Source organism: Ornithinimicrobium cryptoxanthini, from assembly GCF_023923205.1.
Taxonomy (GTDB): Bacteria; Actinomycetota; Actinomycetes; order Actinomycetales; family Dermatophilaceae; genus Ornithinicoccus; species Ornithinicoccus cryptoxanthini.
Genome location: NZ_CP099490.1, coordinates 3,551,439 through 3,573,702 on the forward strand (window position 1 = coordinate 3,551,439; position 22,264 = coordinate 3,573,702).

At 71.2% G+C, this 22,264-nt stretch carries 20 protein-coding genes; 5 read left to right on the forward strand and 15 right to left on the reverse strand.

Annotated elements, in window-relative coordinates:
- Positions 1-27 precede the first annotated feature (27 nt).
- Both NF557_RS16415 and NF557_RS16420 read left to right on the forward strand, forming a co-directional pair.
- Entirely contained in the window at positions 28-633 is a 606-nt protein-coding gene (locus NF557_RS16415; protein ID WP_252620845.1) for a COG4315 family predicted lipoprotein, read from the forward strand.
- Positions 634-880: 247 nt separating this feature from the next.
- Entirely contained in the window at positions 881-2,716 is a 1,836-nt protein-coding gene (locus NF557_RS16420; RefSeq protein WP_252620846.1) for a serine hydrolase domain-containing protein, read from the forward strand.
- Between the two features lie 59 nt (positions 2,717-2,775).
- Here NF557_RS16420 and NF557_RS16425 read toward each other — a convergent pair whose 3' ends face one another.
- From NF557_RS16425 to NF557_RS16450, 6 genes are all read right to left on the reverse strand, one after another.
- Positions 2,776-5,271: an FtsX-like permease family protein gene (locus NF557_RS16425; protein ID WP_252620847.1), complete on the reverse strand. Its 2,496-nt coding sequence runs from the start codon at positions 5,269-5,271 to the stop codon at positions 2,776-2,778.
- Positions 5,268-6,035 (reverse strand): ABC transporter ATP-binding protein, encoded by a 768-nt coding sequence (locus NF557_RS16430; protein ID WP_252620848.1) that lies wholly within the window; start codon positions 6,033-6,035, stop codon positions 5,268-5,270. Before NF557_RS16430 ends, NF557_RS16425 begins: the two co-directional genes overlap by 4 nt.
- Before the next feature lie 126 nt (positions 6,036-6,161).
- Positions 6,162-7,784, reverse strand: a complete 1,623-nt coding sequence (locus NF557_RS16435) for a Stealth CR1 domain-containing protein (RefSeq protein ID WP_252620849.1) — start codon at positions 7,782-7,784, stop codon at positions 6,162-6,164.
- 74 nt (positions 7,785-7,858) lie between these two features.
- Positions 7,859-10,063 (reverse strand): CDP-glycerol glycerophosphotransferase family protein, encoded by a 2,205-nt coding sequence (locus NF557_RS16440; protein WP_252620850.1) that lies wholly within the window; start codon positions 10,061-10,063, stop codon positions 7,859-7,861.
- An 85-nt stretch (positions 10,064-10,148) separates the two neighbouring features.
- Entirely contained in the window at positions 10,149-10,835 is a 687-nt protein-coding gene (locus tag NF557_RS16445) for a response regulator transcription factor (protein ID WP_256842636.1), read from the reverse strand.
- Positions 10,832-12,175 (reverse strand): sensor histidine kinase, encoded by a 1,344-nt coding sequence (locus NF557_RS16450; RefSeq protein ID WP_252620851.1) that lies wholly within the window; start codon positions 12,173-12,175, stop codon positions 10,832-10,834. The genes NF557_RS16445 and NF557_RS16450 overlap by 4 nt, the downstream gene beginning before the upstream one ends.
- Before the next feature lie 156 nt (positions 12,176-12,331).
- Here NF557_RS16450 and NF557_RS16455 point away from each other — a divergent pair, with 156 nt between their 5' ends.
- The gene (locus tag NF557_RS16455; RefSeq protein WP_252620852.1) at positions 12,332-13,522 is read left to right on the forward strand and encodes a winged helix DNA-binding domain-containing protein; all 1,191 of its coding nucleotides are present in this window, start codon (positions 12,332-12,334) and stop codon (positions 13,520-13,522) included.
- Positions 13,523-13,566: 44 nt separating this feature from the next.
- Here the strand turns inward: NF557_RS16455 and hutI are convergent, their stop codons facing one another.
- The 7 genes from hutI to NF557_RS16490 all read right to left on the reverse strand — a co-directional run bounded on the left by hutI (position 13,567) and on the right by NF557_RS16490 (position 19,444).
- Positions 13,567-14,754: an imidazolonepropionase gene (gene hutI / locus NF557_RS16460; RefSeq protein ID WP_252620853.1), complete on the reverse strand. Its 1,188-nt coding sequence runs from the start codon at positions 14,752-14,754 to the stop codon at positions 13,567-13,569.
- Positions 14,755-14,757: 3 nt separating this feature from the next.
- Positions 14,758-16,158 carry a formimidoylglutamate deiminase gene (locus tag NF557_RS16465; RefSeq protein ID WP_252620854.1) on the reverse strand — a complete coding sequence of 467 codons (1,401 nt, stop codon included), beginning with the start codon at positions 16,156-16,158 and terminating at the stop codon, positions 14,758-14,760.
- Complete coding sequence (locus NF557_RS16470) at positions 16,155-16,679, reverse strand: AAA family ATPase (RefSeq protein ID WP_252620855.1); 525 nt, start codon at positions 16,677-16,679, stop codon at positions 16,155-16,157. Before NF557_RS16470 ends, NF557_RS16465 begins: the two co-directional genes overlap by 4 nt.
- Complete coding sequence (locus NF557_RS16475) at positions 16,676-17,923, reverse strand: allantoate amidohydrolase (RefSeq protein ID WP_252620856.1); 1,248 nt, start codon at positions 17,921-17,923, stop codon at positions 16,676-16,678. Before NF557_RS16475 ends, NF557_RS16470 begins: the two co-directional genes overlap by 4 nt.
- Positions 17,924-18,004: 81 nt before the next feature.
- Positions 18,005-18,631 (reverse strand): VOC family protein, encoded by a 627-nt coding sequence (locus tag NF557_RS16480; RefSeq protein WP_252620857.1) that lies wholly within the window; start codon positions 18,629-18,631, stop codon positions 18,005-18,007.
- A gap of 3 nt (positions 18,632-18,634) precedes the next feature.
- Positions 18,635-19,105: an aminoacyl-tRNA deacylase gene (locus NF557_RS16485; RefSeq protein WP_252620858.1), complete on the reverse strand. Its 471-nt coding sequence runs from the start codon at positions 19,103-19,105 to the stop codon at positions 18,635-18,637.
- Between the two features lie 57 nt (positions 19,106-19,162).
- Complete coding sequence (locus NF557_RS16490) at positions 19,163-19,444, reverse strand: Fe-S cluster assembly protein HesB (RefSeq protein ID WP_252620859.1); 282 nt, start codon at positions 19,442-19,444, stop codon at positions 19,163-19,165.
- A 275-nt stretch (positions 19,445-19,719) separates the two neighbouring features.
- Between NF557_RS16490 and NF557_RS16495 the strand changes: the two genes are divergently transcribed.
- Positions 19,720-19,953 carry a ribbon-helix-helix domain-containing protein gene (locus tag NF557_RS16495; RefSeq protein WP_280923972.1) on the forward strand — a complete coding sequence of 78 codons (234 nt, stop codon included), beginning with the start codon at positions 19,720-19,722 and terminating at the stop codon, positions 19,951-19,953.
- Positions 19,954-19,956: 3 nt separating this feature from the next.
- Positions 19,957-20,271 carry a type II toxin-antitoxin system PemK/MazF family toxin gene (locus tag NF557_RS16500; RefSeq protein ID WP_252620860.1) on the forward strand — a complete coding sequence of 105 codons (315 nt, stop codon included), beginning with the start codon at positions 19,957-19,959 and terminating at the stop codon, positions 20,269-20,271.
- Between the two features lie 42 nt (positions 20,272-20,313).
- Here NF557_RS16500 and NF557_RS16505 read toward each other — a convergent pair whose 3' ends face one another.
- Both NF557_RS16505 and NF557_RS16510 read right to left on the reverse strand, forming a co-directional pair.
- Complete coding sequence (locus NF557_RS16505; protein ID WP_370584416.1) at positions 20,314-21,612, reverse strand: MFS transporter; 1,299 nt, start codon at positions 21,610-21,612, stop codon at positions 20,314-20,316.
- A gap of 57 nt (positions 21,613-21,669) precedes the next feature.
- Complete coding sequence (locus NF557_RS16510) at positions 21,670-22,212, reverse strand: Uma2 family endonuclease (protein WP_252620862.1); 543 nt, start codon at positions 22,210-22,212, stop codon at positions 21,670-21,672.
- Positions 22,213-22,264 lie beyond the last annotated feature (52 nt).

The window sequence follows — 22,264 nt, forward strand, 5'->3', positions numbered from 1 at the left end:
ACGAGAACTCCTAGCTCTGGAGGAACCATGAACCGCACACACACGCTCTGGCCCGCGGCGCTGGTCGCCGCCCTGGTCCTCACCGCCTGCGGCAGTGACGACCCTGACCAGTCTGACACCGAAGAGACCCCGCAGGGTCAGAGCGCCGACGAGGACCCGACGACGACTTCCGATGGCGCGACCACCGACAGCGCGACCACCGAGAGCCCCTCCGAGGACGCCACTGACGACGCGGCGGGCGACACGATAGGCCCCGGGCCAATCGTTGCGACGGCCGACACCGATCTGGGCACGATCCTGGTCGACGGCGAGGGCATGACCCTCTATCTGTTCACCCAGGACAGCCCGAACACCTCGGTCTGCATGGACGACTGCCTGGTCGCCTGGCCGATCCTCGAGGGCGAACCGAGCGCCGGCGACGGCGCGGACGACAGCAAGCTCGGGTCGTTCGAGCGTGCCGACGGCACGGTGCAGGCGACGTATGACGGGTGGCCGCTCTACTACTTCGCCCAGGACCAGGCGCCGGGAGACACGACCGGTCAGGCGGTCAACGACGTGTGGTGGGTCATGGACGCCGACGGCGCCGCGATCACCGGCGCGCCCGGCGACGCGTCTGGTGGCTACGACTACTAGAGGAGTAACTTCCGGCCGTTAGTGGTCGCCCACCCACAGGCATTCGCTCTCATGAAGAAGAGATAGCCTAAAATGTATGAGAATGTCGTCGCTTTTTCCTCGGCTATTTCCGATCGTCGCGAAAACCTTGGGAATTCTCCTCACAATCGGCGCTGCGCCAGCTGTCAATATCTTCGCCGTTTCTGACGCAGCCATGACGTCGCCCGTTGCATCGGCGGCGCCGGTGTCTGTGTCGCCTGCTGCACCTGTGCCCCTGACGCCGGAGGACGTGGACGCGTGGCTGGACGGTGTCGTGCCGTCCTTGCTGGACCGCGAGGGGATCGTCGGGGCGACCGTCGTGATCGTCGACGATGGTGAGGTCGTCACCCAGCGGGGTTTCGGGTGGGCGGAGGTCGACGCGAACGGCACCGGTGTCCGCCCCGTCGACCCCGCACGGACGCTGTTCCGCATCGGATCGGTCTCCAAGGTGGTCGTCGGCACCGCAGTGATGCAACTGGTCGAGCGGGGGCAGCTCGACCTTGACGCGCCGGTTGAGGACTACCTCGACCTCGAGATTCAGGCGAGGTTCGCGACGCCGATCACGCTTCGACACCTGCTCACGCACACGGCTGGCTTCGAGGACAGAGTGTCGAACGTGCTGCTTCCCGAAGGTGCGGAGGCCCCGGAACTTCGGGATGCGGTCAGGCCACCACCGCCCCAGATCTTTGAGCCCGGGACGACACCTGCATACTCCAACTACTCGAGCACGCTGGCCGCCTACATTGTCGAGCGCGTGAGCGGTGAACCCTTTGCCGAATACGCCCGGAAGAACGTGTTCGAGCCTGCCGAGATGGGCACCGCGAGTTTTGAGCAACCGCTGCCGGAGGACCTTGCTGCCATGGCTACGACCACCTACCCCAGCGCGGGGGAACCGGCCACACACTTCGAGCACCTCGGCCCGTGGCCGTCGGGCTCGGTGTCCGCCTCGGGCGCAGACATGGCTGCGTTCATGCTGGCGCATCTCGACAGCGACTCCTCGCCGCTGCTCAGCCCCACCAGTTTGGAGACGATGCACTCCCGGGCTCTGTCCGCAGACACGCTGGGCGGCCTCGCGGACGGCGACTCGATGGCGATCTCGTTCTATGAGCAGACGCGGAACGGGGTGTCCGGGATCGCGCATGGCGGCGACCTGTCCCACGACCACGCCGAGCTCTGGCTCTCCCCACAACGGGGCTCGGGCATCTTCGTCGGTTTCAACAGCTCGGGCGTGCGGAATGACTCGCCGGCCGCCTTCCGCGAGATCATCATCGACGGTTTCGTCACCCGCTACCTCGCGTCGGCACAGGCGACACCTCAGCAGCTCGACACGTCGGTCGACCACGCGGCGCAGCTCGCTGGTGTCTATGAGCTCTCCCGTCGCGCTGAGTCCACGTTCGTGCGCATCTACAGCGCGGCGAGCAAGGTGACCGTCAGGGCAGACGGAGTCGGCGCCATCACCCTGACGGGGATCACCGACCTGGCTGGGGTGCCACTGCGGTTCGTCCAGGTCGAACCCTGGTTGTGGCAGTCCGCCCGCGGCTCCGACCAGCTCAGCGTGCGTGTCGGCGAGGACGGTTCCATCGAGGCGATCGCTCTGCATCCCGCGTTCGTGATCACGCCGATGTCGCCGTGGCGGGCGGCGGTGGTGCCGACGCTGGTCGCCTCAATCGCGCTCCTGCTTATCGCAGTCGTGGCGTGGCCGGTGCGCGCGGTCGCAGGTGTCGTGTTCACCAAGCCACTCCGGCAGCGTCCCCGCGACCGGCGCCTGCGCCTGCTCTCGCTCCTCGCGGCCGTCGCAGCGCTCGCTGCGGTCGGGCTCTGGCTGATGGCTGCCGTGCAGATGCTGAACTTCGGCGGCCTGTCCCACCTGGTGGTTCGCACGGCGCAGGCACTCACCCTGATCGGCATCCTGGGAGCCGTCCCGGCGTTCTGGCGCGCCGTGCGCATGGTGCGCGAACGGCGTTGGTGGCCGGCCGCACTGGCGGTCCTGACCGTGGTCGGGTTCCTCGGCTGGGCCTACGTGGCGCTCGTCGGCGGGCTCCTCACCCCGAGCCTGCACCCCTGACTGAATGACTCCCGGCGGTCAACGGTCATAGGCCATCAGTGAGCGGCGGACGCGTCGGCTCAGGCCGTCGCCAACCCCGCTGCGGGTGCGACCCGGGCCGCCCGGCGCGCCGGCAGCACCGAGGCCAGCAGACCGGCGCCGAGCGCGACGGCGAGTATGACGACGAGCCGGGTGAGCGGGAAGGCCAGGACCGTGTCGGTCCCGTCCGGCATCAGGGTCTGCACGCCGAACCAGGCATAGGTCACGCCCAGGCCGATGCCCAGCAGGGCACTGACGACTGCGAGCAGCACTCCCTCGACCGTCAACATCCCGCGCAGCTGGGCACGGGTCAGCCCCATGGCCCGCAGCAGGGAGTTCTCGCGGGTGCGCTCCAGCACGGACAGCGCCAGGGTGTTGGCGATCCCGACCACGGCGATGACCACAGCGACGCCGAGCAGTGCCGTGGTGATCAGCACCAGCACATCGAGCATCGTGGTCAGCTGGGCCCGCGCCGGTGCGCCGCCGGTAACCCAAGCGCCCTCGGGCTCGACGATGTCGCGGATGTCGGCGACCACCGTCGCGACGTCTGCGTCGTCGGAGAGGCGCAGCAACAGACCACCACCGGCGGCCGAGGACGCGTCCAGCGCAGCCAGGTCGGCGGCGGGCAACACGAACTCGTCCATCGGGAAGGCCACGACCGTCGCCTCGCTGCTGCCGTCCGGCCCACTGAGCTGCACCGCGTCGCCCAGTTCCAGACCGTTGATCTCCATGATCCACTCGGACATGCCGACCGTGCCCGGCTGGAGCCGCTCGACGGCGCCCGCGTCTCGCAGGACCGGGGCCACCGCCGTGGGGTCGATGCCATAGACAGGGGACTCGGCCGACCAGGTGCCGTCGGCTGACTCCACCTGGAGCCAGCCGCCCCCGAACTCGACCGCCTCGGCGACCCCAGCGACTCCGGCCACCTGGGTGAACACGGCCCCGTTGAGTGCTTCCACCACCATCTGCTCGCCGGCCTCGTCCGAGGGACTGCCGGTGAGCTCGAACTGTGGGAAGGCCATGACGTCGGCGGGGTACTGCTGGTCGATCTCGCCCATGGCGGTCCGTTCGGCCGAGGCCGCGCCGACCGAGGTCATGGTGATCAGCGTGACGCCGATGAGCAGGGCCGCGCTGGTGGCCGCTGCCCGCCCGGGGTTGGCCACCGTGTTGCCGACGGCCAGCCGCGACGGCACACCCCGCAGTGCCGCTCCGAGCGCGCGGATGCCGGCCGGCACAAAGAACACGGCGGCCACCAGCACACCGATGAAGCTGACCAGGCCGGCTGCCACTCCGATCACGACGTCTCCAGTCGAGGCCGCCAGGACGAGACCTGCGGCACCCGCGCCGAGCAGCAGGACGGAGGCGAGGATGCGCACCAGGCCCGGGCGGGAGACCACGTCAGGGGCAGTCACCGGCTGCAACGCGGCCATCGGCGCCACGCGAGTCGCCCGCCGAGTCGGCCACCAGGCCGCGGCGACGGTGACCGCCACGCCAACCACCCAGGGCACCGCCAGCGACACCGGCTCCAGCCCGGGACGCAGGGTCATCGGCGTCCCGAGGTCGATCTCGCCCAGGAGGGAGGCCGCGGTCCAGGTGACTGCCACTGCCAGCAGCACACCCGCGGTGGACGCGGCTGCGCCCAGCAGCCCGGCCTCGGTCAGCACCGTGCGCCGCACCTGGGAGCGGGTCGCCCCGACGCACCGCAGGAGCGCGAGCTCGCGGGTGCGCTGGGTCAGCACGATGGCAAACGTGTTGGCGATGACGAGCGCGCTGGTGGCCACGGCGATCGCCCCGAAGCCGAGCAGCACCGGGCCGAGCAGGTCCAGGCCGCCGGTGGCCTGCGCGACGGCCAGGTTGGCCGCCTCCTGACCGGTCAGCACCTCGGCACCTGGCAGCAGCTCCCCGATGGTGGCCCGCGCAGCGCTCTCGTCGGCCCCCGACAGATCCACCGTCACGTGGTCAAAAATCAGCTCCGGGTCCCACCCGCGCAGCGTCGCCTCGTCCACGACGAGGACCTCGCTCCAGGACAGCTCGGGTGCGTTCCCGACATCCATGACCCCGACGACCTCGAGGTCGACGGCCGCCCCCTGTGTGCCGTCATACTCATAGGCCTGGAAGGTGACCGTGTCGCCGACCGTCGCGGCGGAGACCGAGGAGACCACGACCTGGTCCGGCCCGGTCGGCAGAGCCCCCTCCTGCAGCGCGACGCCCGGGCCGCGCGGCGCCGTCGTGGCGATCGCGCCGTCGTTGCCGATGGTGCCGGGCACGCGTGCCGAGGCATCCACCACGGTGATGCCGTCCGCAGCCCGCAGCGCGTCCACGCCCGCCGTGTTGGCGGTGCCGTCGGTCTGCCGGACCACGAGGTCACGGTTGACGAAGTCGCCGGCCACCGACTCGCCGACCCCCCGCTCGAGCGCGTCGAGCATCAGCATCGTCGTGGCGACGAACGCCACGCTGAGGACGATCGCGAGAGCCGTGGCCGCGAGACGCCGGGCATGGCCGCGCAGCCCGGAGACCGCCAGTGATGCGGTGCTCATCGGGTGCCCAGCCGGGCGATCTGGGCCAGCACCTTCTCGGCGGTCGGCTCGAGGACCTCGTCCGCGACCTGGCCGTCGGAGAGCATCAGGACGCGGTCGGCATAGCCTGCCGCCACCGGGTCATGGGTGACCATCACGACGGACTGCCCCCACTCGTCCACGCTGCGCCGCAGCAGGGAGAGCACCTCGGCGCCGGTCGTGGAGTCCAGCGCCCCGGTCGGCTCGTCGGCGAAGACCACCTCGGGGCGGGTCACCAGGGCGCGGGCCAGCGCTACGCGCTGCTGCTGGCCACCGGACAGCTCACCCGGGCGGTGGCTCAGCCGGTCCTCCAGCCCCAGGCCGGTCACCACCTGCCGCAGCCACGCCGGGTCCCCCTGCGACCCGGCGAGCTGCAGCGGCAGGCGGATGTTCTGCTCGGCGGTCAGCGTCGGCAGCAGGTTGAAGGCCTGGAAGACGAAGCCGACCCGCGAGCGCCGCAGCCTGGTCAGGGCCGTGTCGCTCAGCCGGGTCAGCTCCGCATCCCCCAGGAAGACGCGGCCGGTGGTCGGGGTGTCGAGCCCGGCCAGCAGGTGCATCAGGGTGGACTTGCCGGAGCCGCTGGGGCCCATGATCGCGGTGAACCGGCCGGCCTCGATGCCGACCGAGACCCCGTCGAGGGCGCGCACGGTGGTCTCTCCGGAGCCATAGGTCTTGGTCAGGTCGATGGCGCTCGCGGCCAGCGTCGTGCCCCGTGTGACGGGTGCGGTCGTCGTGGTCTGTGTCATGCCGACAACGCTAGGGAGGAGGGGCCCTCTCGGCATCGGACCAGGGGCTGGACTGCAGGTCAGGTGCGGTGCGCCAGTGGGTGACCCTCGTCATACCGGGGTATGACGTGTGGCCGGCGGTGGCGGTCAGGAGGGCCGATCTCCGGTCGGTGTTGCGGGAATCTCGAACGGCGCAGGGATGGGGAACGCGTCGGCCAGCCAGGCGGGGAGCCACCCGGGATCCGCGTCGTCCTCCCCGCTGGGTGGCGGGACGTCGTTGAGGCAGATGACGCTGACGTTGCCGGGATGGCCCTTGCGGAGCAAGCGTTCCCGGACGCTCGGGTCTCCGATGTTGAAGTAGGCGTAGCGGATCGCCGAGCGCACGCCGCGTCCGGTGAAGAGTGCGGTGTAGAGGTGCAGCCAGGAGTTGGACTCGACGTCCGTCTCTGACCGGAAGGGACTGCCCACGGTGACCGCGATCTCGCTGGCATAGCGCTCCGCCACCTCGGTCGCGACGTCCTTGCGCTGTGGGATCGGGACGTGGGCGAACACCTCGGAGGCGCGGCGGCCGAAGTCGCGGTGGATGAGCTCCGCCGAGTTCGAGCGGGCGCGCTCCAGCGGGTTCTGGTGGTCACGTGAGATGTCGGGGCGGCGGGACCGGGAGAAGAAGACCCTGAGCTGCCCGTCTCCGGTGAAGAAGTCATACGGCGTCACGGGAGCGGTGAACATGACGTCGTCGTTCAGGATGAGGTATCTGTCCGACAGGCCCGGGATGCGGTGGACCTGGGAGCCGATCGCATGGGAGCTGAAACTGGGTAGCGCCTCGCTGTCGGAGAAGATCTCCCGGTGGTCCACCACGGTCACACGGCCGTGCTGGGTGTCCAGCCAGTCAGGAGTCTGGTCGTCCGTGACCAGGTAGATGTGGCGGATCCAGGGCGCGTAGGCCTCGAGGGAACGCATCGAGGCCCGCAGCTCACCACGGTCGCGGAAGTAGTGGGCGTCGCTCCCCTCCGGCAGGTCTGCCAGCCCGAGCCGACGGCGGGTGGCGGCCCGTTTCGCCCGCCACTGCGGGTCGGAGTCGTCCACCCAGAGGTAGACAGCATCAACGGGGAACTCGATGGCCGAGGCGTCCGCTGCGGATCCGTCGACGCTGGGTTCCAGCCAGCCGTCCCACCGGGCCCGGGTCGTCAGGGAAGGTGGATCGCTGCGGTCGATCTCCTGCACGATGCTCTGGCGGTCGGGTGCTATCAGCGTCGCCCGACTCTCATGGTCGTCCCAGACCGCGATGCGGCAGCCGTCCGGAGCACCGTAGAGCTTCCCTGTCGTCGTGCAGCGGACGTATTGGAAGACGGAGATGTCCCGGAGGGAATCGAGCTCATCGGCGGTAGGGGCCTCAGTCACCGGACGCGGCAGGCCGATCTCGCGGGCGTGGTAGTAGAACCCCTCCCCACCGAGGCGCCGTCCGATGGCGTCGAACACGGTGGCCAGGTCGTCGCGCCGCACGCCCCACCTCGCGCTGCGCGTGTAGGGCAGGTGCATGGCGAAGAACGGCACCCCGGCGCTGGCGAGCGAGTCGGCGACCGTCGTGGCGGTCCGCGCGGCGAGCCGCCACCTGGTGACGTCCGCCTGGCGGCGCGCGATGACGAAGTGCGCCCGGTGCGTGGTGATCTCAAGGTCGTCGCTGGAGTCGGTCAGCGCCAGCTGATCGGCCGGGAGCAGGCGGCGAAGAGCGGGCCGCTCCGGGGCGGCCGAGGCGATCGAGCTCGTCACCCGCCGTCGCACCCGATAGGCGAATTTCCCCACTGCTGCTCGCGGAGCAGCAACCAGCCTCCGTGCCCTGCGCCTCACCTTGATGCCCCTCCTCGTGTCGCCCTGATTGTGCGCAGCCGCCGCTCGATGGTGGCGACGACGCGCCGGGAGTTCCCCTGGTCGTGGTGGGTGAAGACTGTGGCGGCCCGCCGGGCGAACAGTGGATCAGGGGTGCATCCCCGGGCCAGGAGCGCGTCGAGCTCGTCGAGAGTGCCGTCCACCGTCGTGACCACGGGGCCGAAGCCGTCGCGCTCGAAGTCGAACCACGAGGGTGCCGCGTGCCGACTCTCGAACTCCTCGCGGTCGAACCGTGCGTAGATCACCGGTGTGCCGACGTAGGCGGCGTCGAAGTGGACGGAGGAGTGATCGGTGATGAAGACGTCGCAGCGCCGCACCATGTCCTGCAACGCCATGCCGGTGGCCGCGACGACGGTGATCCGGTCACCGGCCGTCGCAGCGTCCGTGAGGTGCTCGGCGACGTTGTGGTGAGGGACGAGCACCAGCCGGTAGTCAAAGGCTTCCAGCATGGTCTGCAGGCGGGCGCTGGTCAGCAGGTCCGTCATGAACCGTTCGTAGGTGGAACCGGCGAACTGGTCCTGGTCCGGGCGGCTCTGTCCGCGGGCGTGGGACCAGAGGTAGCGCCGCCAGGTCGGCATCATCAGGATGGTGCGGCTGGGCGGCGTGGGTGTGAGGCTGTCGAACCGAGGCATGCCCACCTCCTCGATCTGCGCGTCGTAGCCGGAGGCTGCGCGCAGCGCCCGGGTCTCGCCGCGGGCGCTGGTGAGAATGACGTCGTATCCCGTGGTGCCACGCTTGACTGCCTCCGGACTGAGATGCACGCCGTGCTGGAGGAAGACCTGCAGGGCCCCGATGCGCCAGGCAAGCCGGCGCAGGAACGCCTTGCGCTTCCAGTGCCGGGGAATCATGTGGTGCGTGGAGTGCGCATTGGCGACGACCGTCGCGTGCAGCATGAGCAGCTGGTGACGTCTCGACGAGTGCGGCACCACGTTGCCCAGCCGTCGCAGCTCGGAGTAGTGAGGACTGGTGCGGGACAGCACGTAGTAGACGTGCCGCCGGGGGCTGCGGTGCGCGCGCAGGTAGCGGAACAGGTGCATGCCGTTGTCCTGGGCCTCGTCCGCGCGCTCGCCCAGCAGCCAGACCTCGCGGCCGAGGAAGATGGGTGCGGTGACGAGCTTGAGGAGGCGCAGGGCGCGCATCCGTCGTCCACCCGCACCACCCAGGATGTAGCCGAGGTCGGCAGCCGTGATCCGCACCCCCCACACCAGTTCCGCGACGGGTCCGCTGCCGTGGCCGATCCACAACCGGGTCTCGCGCCCGTGGTCCGGCGCGTGCAGGTAGTAGCGCACGGCGCGGGCGCCCGCGGAGGGAGCCGCCAGTCGCACGGTGCGGGCGTTGGCGAGCGATCCGTTGCTAGGCCGGGCGATCCGGGTCACCCGGTGCGACTCGTCCCGGGAGCTGAGGGAGAGCTCCACCCGGTAGTCGCCGGTGGGGACACCGCTCAGTGGCACCCTGGCGACGAGCCACTCCCAGCGCCTGGTCCCCGAGGCGTCGATGCGCTCCACGAGCCCGACCGGGTCCGAACCGGTGACCTCCCCCGCGTGCGGCGGCTCGGTCACCGCCACCCGGAACTGCCAGGGCGGCCGGCTGGCGAAGCGGTGTCCGGCGAGGTTGATCCGCAACGCGATGTCGACGGCACCTGGCTGCGGGTCAAGCCACTCGACCGTGACCATGGCCGCCTGCAGTGCCAGCGAGCCGAGGTAGTCCGACACTGCGGCGGGCGGATCCGCGAGCTCAGCCAGGACGTGGTCGATGTAGGCGGTCACCAGCTGGACCGGGGTGGTGCGATGCCACAGCAGCACCGGAACCGGCAGCTGGGAGGTGACGGCCGCGGCGGGGCGCCGTGCGGTGACCAGTGCCGACGCACGCTCGTCGAGAAGGTCGGGCGGGTCATGTTCCAGGGCTGTGACGGTGAAGTATGCGGTGGGGACGGCGGCGACGATCGCGGCCAGCGTGGCCCCGGGGTCGCCAGCATCGGCAAGCCGGAGTCGGTGCACGTCCGGGAACTCCTCGCAGGCCGCCGTCACCTGCTGCGCCAGGTCGGCCGGGTAGGCGACGATCAGTCGTGGGCGATCGCTCCGCGCGCGAAGACGGTGCAGCCACCGGGGAAGGATGGAAGTGTCGGGGCCCACGAGCAGCACAAGGCACGCATCGTCGGGCACCTGTCGCTTCCTCCTTCACGATGTGCTGGAGTAAACGGGAATTATCCCACAGCGAGCCACCGATCCGGGGAGGTCCGTGTGGGTCCTAGCCCGTCAGCCCGGTCTCGTAGGCGGTGATCACCATGTGCACCCGGTCGCGCAGGCCGAGCTTGTGCAGGATCCGCCCGATGTGGGTCTTGACTGTCGCCTCCGCGAGGAACAGCTCGGCAGCGATCTCGGTGTTGCTCAGCCCACGCGCTACCGCCATCATGACCTCACGCTCCCGGTCGGTCAGCGGTCCGAGCCGCTCCTTCGCCGCGTCGGCGCCACCGGCACCGCTGGGCAGGTGCGGGATGACGTGGTCCAGCATGCGCCGGGTCGTGCTCGGCGCCACGACCGCGTCCCCGCCGTGGACGGCCCGGATCGCGGTCAGCAGCTCGGCCGGCCCGGCGTCCTTGAGCAGGAAGCCGGAGGCCCCGGCCTTGAGCGCGGCAAACGCGTAGTCATCCAGGTCAAAAGTGGTCAGCACCAGCACCTTGGGCAGCTCGCCGGCCGCCGACAGCCGCCGGGTCGCCTCGACCCCATCCATCCGCGGCATCCGGATGTCCATGAGCACCACGTCAGGCCGGGCCTGCGGGATGGCCGCCAGCGCGGCGGTCCCGTCACCGGCCTCACCGACGACCGTCATGTCGTCCTGGGCGTCGAGCACCATCCGGAAGCCGGCTCGCACCAGCTCCTGGTCGTCGACGAGGAACACCCTGATGGGCACGTCTTCGGGACTGCTCTGGCTCACTCGTGGCTCCTTCGACTGCCGGTCGGCACCTCGGCGTCCGGGATCGGGGCGGTCGACTCCTGCTGGCCGGGGGTCTGACTTCCCGGCAGCCGCTCCACCGGCACCGACGCCACCACCTCGAACCCGCCGGCCGGACGCTCCCCCGCGTGCAGCGTGCCACCGAGCACCTCGACGCGCTCCCGCATGCCGATGATCCCGTTGCCGGAGGGGCCGGTCGTGCCGCGGGCGACGAAGCCGTCGTCGTCCAGACCGGTCCCGGGGACCACCAGACCCTGGCCGTCATCGGTCACCCGGATCAGCAGCACCGCCGGGGTGCGCAGCACGTCGACGACCACGCTGGCTCGCGGCCCGGCGTGCTTGAGCACGTTGGTCAGCGACTCCTGCACGACGCGGTAGGCCGCCAGGTCCAGGTCACGGGGCAGGTGGTCCACCTCGCCGCGCACGGCCAGGGTGACCGGCACGCCGGAGTCACGGATCCGCTGCACCAGGTCCTCGACATCGGCCACCCCGTGGGCCGGCGCGAACTCGGCCGCGTCGCTGTCCCGCAGCACCCCGACCAGCCGCCGGGTGTCGGTCAGCGCCTCGCGGGCCGTGGCGGCCAGGGTCTCCAGGGTCTGCGCGGCGCGCTCGAGGACCTGGGGGTCTGCCCCGGTGCCGCGGGCAAGTGCCACGCGCGCGGCATACGCCCCTCCGTCGGCCTGCACGACCACGACGGACAGGGAGTGCGCGACGATGTCGTGCATCTCGCGCGCGATCGCCGCGCGCTCTCCCTGCGCGACGAGAGCCGAGCGTTGCGCCTGGTCACGGGCGAGCGCCTCGTTCTGCTCGCGCAGCCGGGCCAGGACCGCCCGCCGCCGCCGGACCGCGTCGCCGAGCACCCACGCGACGCCCACCGACATCCACATGAACAGCACGATCGGCACGATCTGGAAGAGCACGCTCCCCGCGGGGGCATAGAGGCCGTCGGCGAGGACCCAGTCCAACCCACCGAGCAACCCACCCACCAGAGCGGCGATGAGCACGGCACGGGACTGCCACCGCTCCTCGGCATAGGCGGCCACCGCATAGACGATGGCGAGCACCGCGACGTTGGACAACATCGGGGTGCCCATCACGATCAGCTGCAGCAGACAGGCGGCCGCGATCACCAGCGCGGCGAGAAAAGGCTGGGTCCGTCGCCATGCCAGTGGCAGCACCTGCGCCGTGGTCAGCAGGAACCCCAGGGTCCCGGAGCTGCCGGCAAACACCGGGAAGATCAGCCAGGCGAGCACGGCGAGGACCAGGTCCACCTGGAACGGCGACCGCTGCATCCACGCGCGGACGCGCCTGACGAACTCCATGCCACTGAGCGTATGCCGGGTGCCCACCTCCCCGCGTCAGCCGCCGGTCGGATCGTGGGCCGGGTTGGATGAGACCGCGGTCGTAGTCACCCGTGCTGCAGTCGGCTGTCAGCGGCGAGGCACCCGGCTGTCAGTGGCGAGCGGCAGACTGGTGGCATGGCGAAGCGACGGGTCACGCAGGTCGAGCGCCGGGCACGGCTCGGGCGGCGGCACGCGCTGGCTGCACAGCACCGGGTCGGCACGCCCGAGGCGGCGACGGCGGCGATGACCGTCCTGCACGCGACCGAGGCGCCATCGGTCTATCTGTCGGTCGCGGCGCGCACCGAGGGCGTCACGGTGGCCGACGTCGACCGCGCGCTCTATGACGACCGGTCGCTGGTCAAGCAGCTGGCCATGCGGCGCACGCTCTTTGTCTTCCCCCGCGACCTGCTGCCCGGCGCCTGGGGTGCACCGTCGGCACGGGTGGCCGACGTCGAGCGCCGCAAGCTCGTCCGCAACGTCGTCGACGACGGGCGCGCCGCAGATGGACAGGCGTGGCTCGACCAGGTCGGTGAGGAGGTCGAGCGGCTCCTGGCGGCCGAGGGCGCCCTCTCGGCACGGCAGGTCCGCGAGGCGCTGCCGGCGCTCGACGGAAAGGTCACGGTGTCTGCCACCTCCCCGTGGGGTGGGCCGGTGCCGCTGGCTCCGCGCGTGCTGACCCTGCTCGGCGCCTCCGGTCGCATCACGCGCGGGCGCAATGCGGGGCACTGGCGGGTCAACCGGCCGGCCTGGACCCTGATGAGCTCCTGGCTGGGTGCGGTGCCTGATCCGTTGTCCGCGCGAGAGGGATACGCCGAGCTGGTCGGTCGGTGGCTGCGCACCTTCGGGCCCGGCACCGAGGCGGACCTGGTGTGGTGGCTGGGGTCGACGAAGACGGCCGTGCGGCTGGCCCTGGCCGATGTGGACGCAGTGGAGGTGGGTCTTGAGGGGGGCAGCACCGGGTGGCTGCTCCCGGACGACCTGGAGCCCGAGCCCGAGCTCGCGCCCTGGGCGGCGCTGCTGCCCACCCTCGACCCGACCACGATGGGGTGGCGGGACCGGGACTTCTATCTCGACCCGAGCCACACGGCATACCTCTTCGACAGCAACGGCAACGGCGGCACGACCATCTGGTGGGACGGGCGGATCGTGGGGTGCTGGGTGCAGGATCCGGGCGGCGTCGTGGTGCCGGTCCTGCGCGAGGACATCGGCGCCGAGGGCGCGGCTGCGGTGGCGGTCGAGGCCGAGCGGCTGACCGCGTGGCTGGGCGGGGAGGTGATCGGCAGCGTCTATGCCTCGGCCCAGATGAAGCAGGCGCGCCTGCCCTGACTGCCGTCGACGCGGCGGCAGGGGCCGCTGGCGCGACGGCGCGCTCAGACCTGGAGCGTCTTCACGATCGGCACGCCGACGCGATAGGGGATGTGCAGATAGCTGGGCGCGCTGACGACGGCCAGGTCTGCCCGGGCACCGACCTGCACCACGCCGATGTCGGTGCGCTGCAGTGACCGGGCGGCCACCACGGTCGCGGCCCGCACCGCCTCGGCCGGCGTCATCCCCATCTCCCGCACCGCGAGCGCGATCATCAGCGGCATCGAGGAGGAGTTGCAGGTGCCCGGGTTGCAGTCCGTGGCGATCGCGACCGACACGCCCGCGTCGATGAGCCGGCGCGCATCGGGATAGGGCGAGCGAGTCGAGAACTCGACGCCGGGCAGCAGCGTGGCCACCGTCGGCGATCCTGCGAGGGCGTCGATGTCCGTGTCGGACAGGAAGGTGCAGTGGTCGACGCTGGCGGCGCCGAGCTCGACGGCGAGCTGCACGCCCGGCCCGGGGCCGAGCTGGTTGCCGTGCACGCGCAGCCCCAGCCCGGCGTCCGCCCCCGCGGTGAGGATGAGCCGTGCCTCCTCGCCGTCGAAGGCGTGCGGGCTGTGGGGCTCGCAGAAGACGTCCACCCACCGGGCATAGGGCGCGGCGGCGTCCATCATCGGGCCGGCGACCAGGTCGACATAGCCAGCGCGGTCGTCGCGGTAGTCCGGCGGCACGACGTGGGCGCCGAGGAAGGTGGTCTCCTCGGTGACCTCGCGGGCCAGACGCAGATGGCGGACCTCTTCCTCAAGGTCCAGCCCGTAGCCGCTCTTGATCTCGACGGTCGTGGTGCCCTGCGAGTGCATCTCGTCGATCCGGGCGGTGAGCAGCGCCCGCAGCTCCCCGTCGGTGGCGAACCCGGTGGCCTCGACGGTGGTGAGGATCCCGCCGCCGTCATATCTCTGCCCCATCATCCGGGCGGCGAACTCGGCTGACCGGTCCCCGGCATACACCAGGTGCGAGTGGCTGTCGACAAAGCCGGGCAGCACCGCCTGCCCGCCGAGGTCGAAGGACCAGTCAGCCTCGGGGGCGTCGCTGGCCGCACCGATCCACAGGACGGAGGTGGGCGCGTCTTCATGGGTGGACCCCACGACGACGGCGGCATCACGCACGATGCCCAGGCCGTCGTTCTGGTCGGCGCCGTCCAGGGTGTGGTCGCAGGTGATGAGCTCGCTGATGCCCGTGATGAGGATGGCCATGACTCAGTCTCCCCTACGAACACCTGCGGGGGGAAGCCTGTCCCACAACGGATTTAGGGCCGCAGCCAGCTGCGCTCCCAGGCGCGAGCTGGTCTCCAGCCGGTGCCGGCCCTCACAGACGATCTCGTGCCCGTCGACGACGACCGTGTCGACGTCGGCGGCAGTGGCGGACAACAGGATCTGGGCCGGGTGGCTGCCGGCAGTGCGGGGGGTGTCCAGGCGCACCGCGACCAGGTCGGCGCGGGCGCCGAGCTCGAGGCGTCCGGCGTCCGGCCACCCGATGGTCTCGTGTGCGGTTGCGGCCGCCAGGAGCTGCTCGGGACTGAACCGTCCGCGCTGCAGGGTGTCGAGCCGCTCGTGCATCTCCAGCGCTCGGGCCTCCTCGATCAGGTCGATCACGGCGTGCTGGTCCGAGCCGAGGGAGAGCCGCACGCCGGCGTCGGCCAGCGCCCGGGCGGGGCCGATGCCGTCGGCGAGGTCGCGCTCGGTCGTCGGGCAGAAGCAGGCGGTGGCATGGGCGCCGCCGAGCAGACCGATGTCGGTCTCGGTGAGGTGGGTGGCGTGGACGGCGGTCAGGTTCGGGCCCAGCACGCCCTCCTGCGCCAGCAGCTGGGTCGGCGTCAGGCCGTAGGCCGCCAGGGCGGCCTCGTTCTCCGCCGGCTGTTCCGAGAGGTGGATGTGGAGCGGATCCACCCCGTCGGCGACTCCGCAGCCGGGCACCAGCGCGAGCTGGTCACGAGGCACCGCCCGGACCGAGTGGATGGCACCGCCGAGCCGCAGGTGCTCCGGGCCACCGGCCGTGTGGTCGGCCAGCCCGGAGACCCGCTGCGCCCAGGCGGCCACGTCGGCGTCGCCGAAGCGCAGCTGGGGGCCCTCGAGCGGCAGGTGACCGTCGGCGGTGAGGCCACCGGACAGATAGCAGGTGTCCAGCAGCGTCAGCCTGATCCCGGCGTCGCGCGCGGCCTCGACGAGCGCCAGCCCCATCGCGTTGGGGTCGTCATAGGGGGTGCCGCCGGGGCCGTGGTGCAGGTAGTGGAACTCCCCGACCGCGGTGATCCCGGCCAGGGCCATCTCGGCATAGGTCACCCGGGCGAGCTGCAGATAGCTGTCGGGGTCGAGCCGGTTCGCCACGGCATACATCCCCTCCCGCCAGGTCCAGAAGGTGCCGCCGCCGTGGTGGGTGCGCCCGCGCAGCGCGCGATGGAAGGCGTGACTGTGGCAGTTGGCCAGGCCGGGCAGCACCACCCCGGGCAGTCGCTCTGCGCCGTCGGAGGCGGCCTGCGCGGCCGGGACGCCGGCGCTCACCGCGGAGAACCGTCCGTCGGTGACGACGAAGAGCACGTCGCGAGCCAGGCCGTCCGGCAGCTGCGCCCACTCGGCGTGCCACCGCCGCTCGCCCGTCATCTCCCCACCCATTTTCGTAGCGGTTTCGCTGCTCCGGCCCGCATTTTCGTAGTGGTTCTGCTGCTCTCCAGCACCTGCTCGAGGGTCCGGTCGACAGACCCTGTCGTCACGATCTCGTGGTCGGCGACGCTCCGCAGCAGCGGCTCCACCTCGGCCAGGTCGGCCAGCACCTGCGCCTCCTGCTCCGGCGTCTTGCCGAAGTCGTTGGTGTCCCGGTCCCGCAGCCGCTGCCGGATCACCTCGGCCGGGGCGCTGAGCAGCACCGTGAGGTCGAAGTCGTCGCGGAAGGCCACCTGGTTGCGGGCGCACCCGGCGACGAAAAGGAGCTCCTCGGGACCGTCCAGCAGCGCCCGCACCCGGTCCTCCAGCCACAGCACCTCGCCGGGCTGACCGATGCTCTCGGTGGTGTAACCGTCGTCGGTGTCGACCGCTGCATATCCACGCTGCCGCAGCAGGCCGACCAGGGTCGACTTGCCGACCGCGGACATCCCGGTGAGAAGGATGCGGAGTCGCCGGGTCACGAGGTCACCAGGTCGGTGACACAGGTGGTGAGGGCGTCGACCCCCGCGTGGCAGTCGTCACGCTCGGCGAACTCCTCGGGGCTGTGCGAGACCCCCGTCGGGTTGCGCACGAAGAGCATCGCCGACGGCACCCCGGCCGTGGCGAGGATGCCCGCGTCATGGCCGGCACCGGTGCCCAGGACGGGCACGCTGAGCTCCTCGTCGGTGCCCAGCGCGGTCCGCAGCCGGTTGCTGAGCCCCTCGTCGAAGCGGGTCGTCGCGGTCCAGGACTCCTCGGTGACCGTCGCCCCGAAGTCACCTGCGCGAGAACGCAGCTCCTCAACGGTCGCGCGCACCTGACCCTCGTCCGCGCCGCGGCTGTCGAGCCAACCGGTCACCTGGCTGGGGATCGCGTTGACACCGCCCGGCGTGACGGCGACCTTGCCGACGGTGGCCACGCAGCCACGGGTCTGGGCGACCCGGCGCGCACCGAGCACGAGGTCGGCATAGCCCAGCATCGCGTCCTGTCGGTCCTCCAGCCGGGTCGTCCCCGCGTGGTTGGCCTCGCCGGGGAAGTCGAACCGCCAGCGGCCGTGCGGCCAGATGTCGCTGGCTACCGCGACCGGCGCACCGAGGTCGACGAGGGCCCGCCCCTGCTCGACGTGCAGCTCCACAAAGGCCCCGACCCGGCGCAGCGCCTCCTCGTCCCGGCCCACCGCGCCCGGGTCACGCCCGGCGGCGACCAGCGCGTCGGCCATGCTGACGCCGTCGTGGTCGGTCAGCCCCAGCGCCCGCTCGGCCGTCATCGCGCCGGTGATCACTCGCGACCCGGCGCAGGCCACCCCGAACCGGGCTCCCTCCTCGTCGACGAAGTTGACCACCGCGAGGGGCCGGTCGGGCCGGATCCCGCTCTCCCGCAACGCATCGACGACGGTGAGGGAGGAGACGACGCCGAGCGGTCCGTCATACGCACCACCGTCCGGGACGGAGTCCAGGTGCGAGCCGATGGCCACCCCTGGGTTGCCCTGGCGCACAGCATCATCGACGGTGCCCGGCCCGTCCCACCACCAGGCCCACTGGTTGCCCATCCGGTCCTCGACCAGATCCAGCCGCCGCGCGGCGCACTCCCCCGCGAACCACTCGCGCAGCGTGTGGTCCTCGCGGGTCCAGGCGAAGCGGCGGTAGCCGCCCGATCCCACCCGGCCGACCGGCCCGAGGTCGGCCCACATGCGGTCGAACGAGGCGGTCACCGGTGCGGTCATCATGCCTTCAGCCTAGGTCTGCGGCGCAGGGGCCGCACTGCCCCCAGCGAGGCCGCGTCCCACTGGTGGGACACTTCGAGCGCCTCAGCCCAGCTCGACCCGCCCGGCCTCGGCCATCAGCACCGCCGACAGGCGGACCGGCTCGCCGGAGCGGAGCTGGATCGGGCCGCGGGCCATGCCGAAGGCCTTGAGGGCTGCGGTGACGTCCTGCACCTGGGGATGCTTGATGCGGAACGTCTGGAACAGCACCGACGGCAGGCCATCGCTGGGGTGCGGGGTCTGTCCCCAGTCGATGAGGAAGGGGATGCCGGAGTCCCTGGTCTCTGTGGGCGTCATCTGCCAGGCGAGCTCGGTGCCGTCAGGTGCCTTGCGCGACATGGTGAACGGCTCACCCGGGTCATAGCCCGCCTCCCGGGCACGGGCCACCACGGCGGGCAGGTCGTCGACCTGGACCGCCCAGCCGACCAGGGTGGGTCCGGTCAGCTCGTCGACCCGGAACGGGCGCGGCCGCGTCGGGTCCGGCTGGTCGGGGTCGGGAGCGACCAGCTCGAGATACTGCCGACCGCCCAGGCCTAGGAGCGAGTTGCGGGTGCCCCACCCTTGGTGCGACCCACCGCGGCGAGGGGCGACGCCGAGCTGCCCCTCGACATACGCCTCCAGGTCGTCCAGATCGGGGCCACCGATGATGATGTGGTCCAGCTTCGCCGCCACTGCCTACTCCTTCGTCGTCACGTCGGCGACCTGCGCCGCCAGGGCCTTGAGCGCCTCGCCCGCCTGCACCGTCAGGCCGACCCCGTGGTCGCCACCGCCCATCGAGATCGGGCGGTCCGGCTCGGCGACCAGGGTGTCGGCGATGACCGGCCACGCCGTGGTCGAGCCGAACGGAGTGATCGTGCCGCGCTCATAGCCGGTGGCCTCGCGCGCCGTCTCCGCGTCCGGCATCGACAGGCGGCTGACGCCGAGCAGGGCCCGCAGCTTGGGCCAGGAGATCTCGCGGTCACCGGGGACCAGGACGAAGAGGTAGTCGTCCTCGGCCCGCCGGACTACGAGGGTCTTGATCAGGTCGTGCGGCTCCACGCCACGAGCGGCGGCGGCCTCCTCCAGGCTCTTGACCCGGCCGTGCCGCGTCACCTGATGGGTCAGTCCGGCGGCCTCAACAGCCGCGATCGCGCTCTTCTCAGCCATGGAGCCAACATAGTGGCGCCCGCCCCACCGTGTGGGACGGGCGCCAGGACCATGCGGTCAGGACTGCTGCGGGGTCAGCGTGAAGCCGACGCCCTCGTCCGTCTGGGTCGCGTCCAGCATCTGGCCCTCGAGCAGCGGGGCGGCGTTGTCGGCGAGATAGACGTTGCCGTCACCCGCATCCGCGGCCACGTCGGTGGCCTCGGGCTCGCGCACGACGCTCACCTCGAGCTGGCTCTGGTCGGGGCCGACGGCCAGGCGCACGCCCGCGGTCTGGGGGAGCTCCTCGCTGTCGGTCAGGCCCTTGACGACGGCCTTGGCAGTGTCAGAAACAGTCAGCATGTGTGTGGATCCTTGTCTTCGGTGCGGTCGCCGACAGTTAAGTGTCGGCGTCGACGCTGGCGACCACCTCACGGGGCAATGCGCACGCGCCTCGGACACCTCCACACTGGTCGAAGACCGGGGGGTGATGTCAAGTCGGCCCCGTGGGAAGGGCTTCTGGCGTATGCCGCGGCGCAGGTCAGTCGTGGCCAGGGCACCAGACGATGGTCGGCTCGGGACCGCCCTGCCGATGAAACGACATCCCACTATGGGATGCATTAAGGTATGGTGTCGTCATGACCACACAGATTGCGATCCGGCTGCCGGATGAGCTCGTGGCCTTCCTCGACCGCGCTGTCGCCGAGGGCCGGGCGTCCAGCCGCGCGTCGGTGGTGACCTCTGCGCTCGAGCGCGAGATCCGCCGTCAACTGGCCGAGCAGGACGCCGAAATCCTCCGCGTCGTCGGGCCCGAGGACGACCTGGACGACCTCGTCTTCTGGACCGTGCCCAACGCCGCGACCGAGGACTAGCCGATGCGTGAAATCTGCCTGGCCCGGCTCGACAAGACGCGCCCGGTGCTGGTGCTGACCCGGGAGGCGACCAGGGGCACGATGACCAAGGTCACCGTCGCCCCGATCACTTCCACGGTCAAGGGCCTCGCGAGCGAGCTCCCTGTCGGACCCGGCAACGGACTTGAGCACCCCTGCGCCGTCTCGCTCGACAACGTCCTCACCATCCGCTCGGAACTCCTTGGTCGCACCATCGGCTTCCTCCATGACCGCGAGGAGCCCGCACTGGCACGCGCCATCGTCATGGCCTACGACCTGGACGTGCCGGTCCCGCGCTGACTGCCGTCGCCGGATCCCGGTCACGCACCACGCTCGCCGAGGTCAGCCCTTGCTGACGTCGGGGAGGGTGCGGCTGACCACGACCCCTGCCAGGCCGAGTATGCCGAGGAAGACCAGCGCGACCTCCTCACCCAGGAGCGCCAGACCTCCCGACACGGCCCCGGCCACGAGGAGGATCACGCCCATCGCGGTGTTGGAGACGGCGACATACTCGGTGCGCTGGTCTCCCTCAGCCATGTCGACGACATAGGTCTTGCGGGCGACGCGGACACCGGTGTGGATCAGGGCGAGCAGCAGATAGGTCACCGGATAGATCCACCAGGACCCCCGCACCGACGGCACCAGCATCAGGAGGAGGAAGACGGCGATCAGTGCGGATGCCGCAGCCGCTCCCCAGGTCATCAGGTTCTTGGAGGAGCGGTCCGCCAGACGGCCGAAGATCCGGCCACCGATCAGGCTGGCCAGGCCCTGGGCGATGACGAACGGCCCGAGCCCGGAGAGGCCACCGCCGCCGGCCTGCGCCGCGATGGCCACCACGAACGGCGGCGCCAGCGCGGAGACCAGCAGCAGGCCGCGGGCGAGCACGAACCGGCGGAAGACCGGGTCGTCGCGAAAGAGGCGGGCCGACTGACCCGCCCAACCCTCCGTCTCCTCGGCGGTGGCCGGCTCGAGATCGGGCTCACGGATGCCGGCGAAGACGAGGAGCGCCAGGACCCACAGGCCCGCGGCGACGACGAGCAGGATGGCGAGCACGATCGGGTTCGAGCTGTCCCCGCCCAGCAGCCGGATGCCGAGGCCGAGCGTGACCGCCACCGCTCCGGAGAGGACGGTCGACAGGCCGTTGATCTGGCCGCGCTCGCCCTTGGGCACGGTGCGGCCCAGGACGTCCTTGCCGGCCAGTGAGCACAGCGCCCTCGACAGCGAGAAGGCGGTCAGGGCGAGCAGCACGACGACGCCGGCGGCCAGCCCCTCCAGCGCGGCGGCCGCAACGGCCATCGCGCCCGCGCCGAGGGCCTGGCCGGCGGCACCAAGCACCCAGAGATAGCGCCTTCGACGGGTGCGCTCCACCCACGGCGCCAGGGCCGCCTGCGGCAGCATCGACCCGGACTCGCGGATCGGCACGAGGAGGGCGATCAGGCCGGAGGGGACCCCCAGTGCGGTGAACAACCACGGCAGCACCGTCTTGGCGTTGACCACCTGGTCGCCCGTGGCCTGCAGCGCGTTCGCGACGAGCTGGCGGGTGCCGTTGTAGGCCGTCGCCCGCTGGTCCTCACCTGACTGGTCGGCGCGGTCGGCGCGGACCAAGCGTTGATAGACACCGGTGAGCCTCACGCCCCACATCCTGCCCCGCCGAACGCTCAGAGGCGCGCGCTGGTCCTCACCGGAGCAGGGCAGGTCTCAGCGCGCCAGGTCAGCGGGCCGGAAGCTCACTGGAAAGGGCTCCTCGGTCTCGAACACGTCGTCGCCGGCCACGATCTGCCCCGACTCATAGGTCCCGTCGGCCAGTCGGAACGTCCGGACGGCGGGGTGCAGCGGATCCACGACCCAGTAGTGCTCGACCCCGAACCGGCCCAGCACCTCCGGCTTGCGGACCAGGTCGGTGCGCCGGCTCGACGGGGAGAGGATCTCCACTGCCAGCACCGGGGGCTGCGCGACCTCGGAGCCATCGACCAACGACCGTGGCACCACCATCAGGTCGGGTTGCACGACGGTGCGCTCCCCGGCTCGCAGATCGAGCGGAGCTGCCAGCACCCGGAGGTGTGGCGGGACAACCGATCGCAGCACCGCAAAGAGCTCCCCGCTCACCACCTGGTGGGCCACGCCCGGGCTCGGCGACACGATCAGCTCACCCTCGATGAGCTGGACGGTCATGTCGTCGCGCTCCTCGCGGTAGGCGTGGAGGTCCTCGACCGTGTAGATCCCCACCTCGCTGATGCTCATGGTCTCCATGGTGCCCCTCCCGATTCATGCCGTCCAGCGTGGCACGACCAGG

Bases quoted from the DNA above. Each gene is read 5' to 3' on its own strand.
- NF557_RS16415 (WP_252620845.1), top strand. From the start codon at position 28: ATGAACCGCACACACACGCTCTGGCCCGCGGCGCTGGTCGCCGCCCTG.
- NF557_RS16425 (WP_252620847.1), bottom strand. From the start codon at position 5,271: ATGAGCACCGCATCACTGGCGGTCTCCGGGCTGCGCGGCCATGCCCGG.
- NF557_RS16430 (WP_252620848.1), bottom strand. From the start codon at position 6,035: ATGACACAGACCACGACGACCGCACCCGTCACACGGGGCACGACGCTG.
- NF557_RS16450 (WP_252620851.1), bottom strand. From the start codon at position 12,175: ATGGAGTTCGTCAGGCGCGTCCGCGCGTGGATGCAGCGGTCGCCGTTC.
- NF557_RS16455 (WP_252620852.1), top strand. From the start codon at position 12,332: ATGGCGAAGCGACGGGTCACGCAGGTCGAGCGCCGGGCACGGCTCGGG.
- hutI (WP_252620853.1), bottom strand. From the start codon at position 14,754: ATGGCCATCCTCATCACGGGCATCAGCGAGCTCATCACCTGCGACCAC.
- NF557_RS16465 (WP_252620854.1), bottom strand. From the start codon at position 16,158: ATGACGGGCGAGCGGCGGTGGCACGCCGAGTGGGCGCAGCTGCCGGAC.
- NF557_RS16475 (WP_252620856.1), bottom strand. From the start codon at position 17,923: ATGATGACCGCACCGGTGACCGCCTCGTTCGACCGCATGTGGGCCGAC.
- NF557_RS16485 (WP_252620858.1), bottom strand. From the start codon at position 19,105: ATGGCTGAGAAGAGCGCGATCGCGGCTGTTGAGGCCGCCGGACTGACC.
- NF557_RS16490 (WP_252620859.1), bottom strand. From the start codon at position 19,444: ATGCTGACTGTTTCTGACACTGCCAAGGCCGTCGTCAAGGGCCTGACC.
- NF557_RS16495 (WP_280923972.1), top strand. From the start codon at position 19,720: ATGACCACACAGATTGCGATCCGGCTGCCGGATGAGCTCGTGGCCTTC.
- NF557_RS16500 (WP_252620860.1), top strand. From the start codon at position 19,957: ATGCGTGAAATCTGCCTGGCCCGGCTCGACAAGACGCGCCCGGTGCTG.
- NF557_RS16505 (WP_370584416.1), bottom strand. From the start codon at position 21,612: ATGTGGGGCGTGAGGCTCACCGGTGTCTATCAACGCTTGGTCCGCGCC.
- NF557_RS16510 (WP_252620862.1), bottom strand. From the start codon at position 22,212: ATGAGCATCAGCGAGGTGGGGATCTACACGGTCGAGGACCTCCACGCC.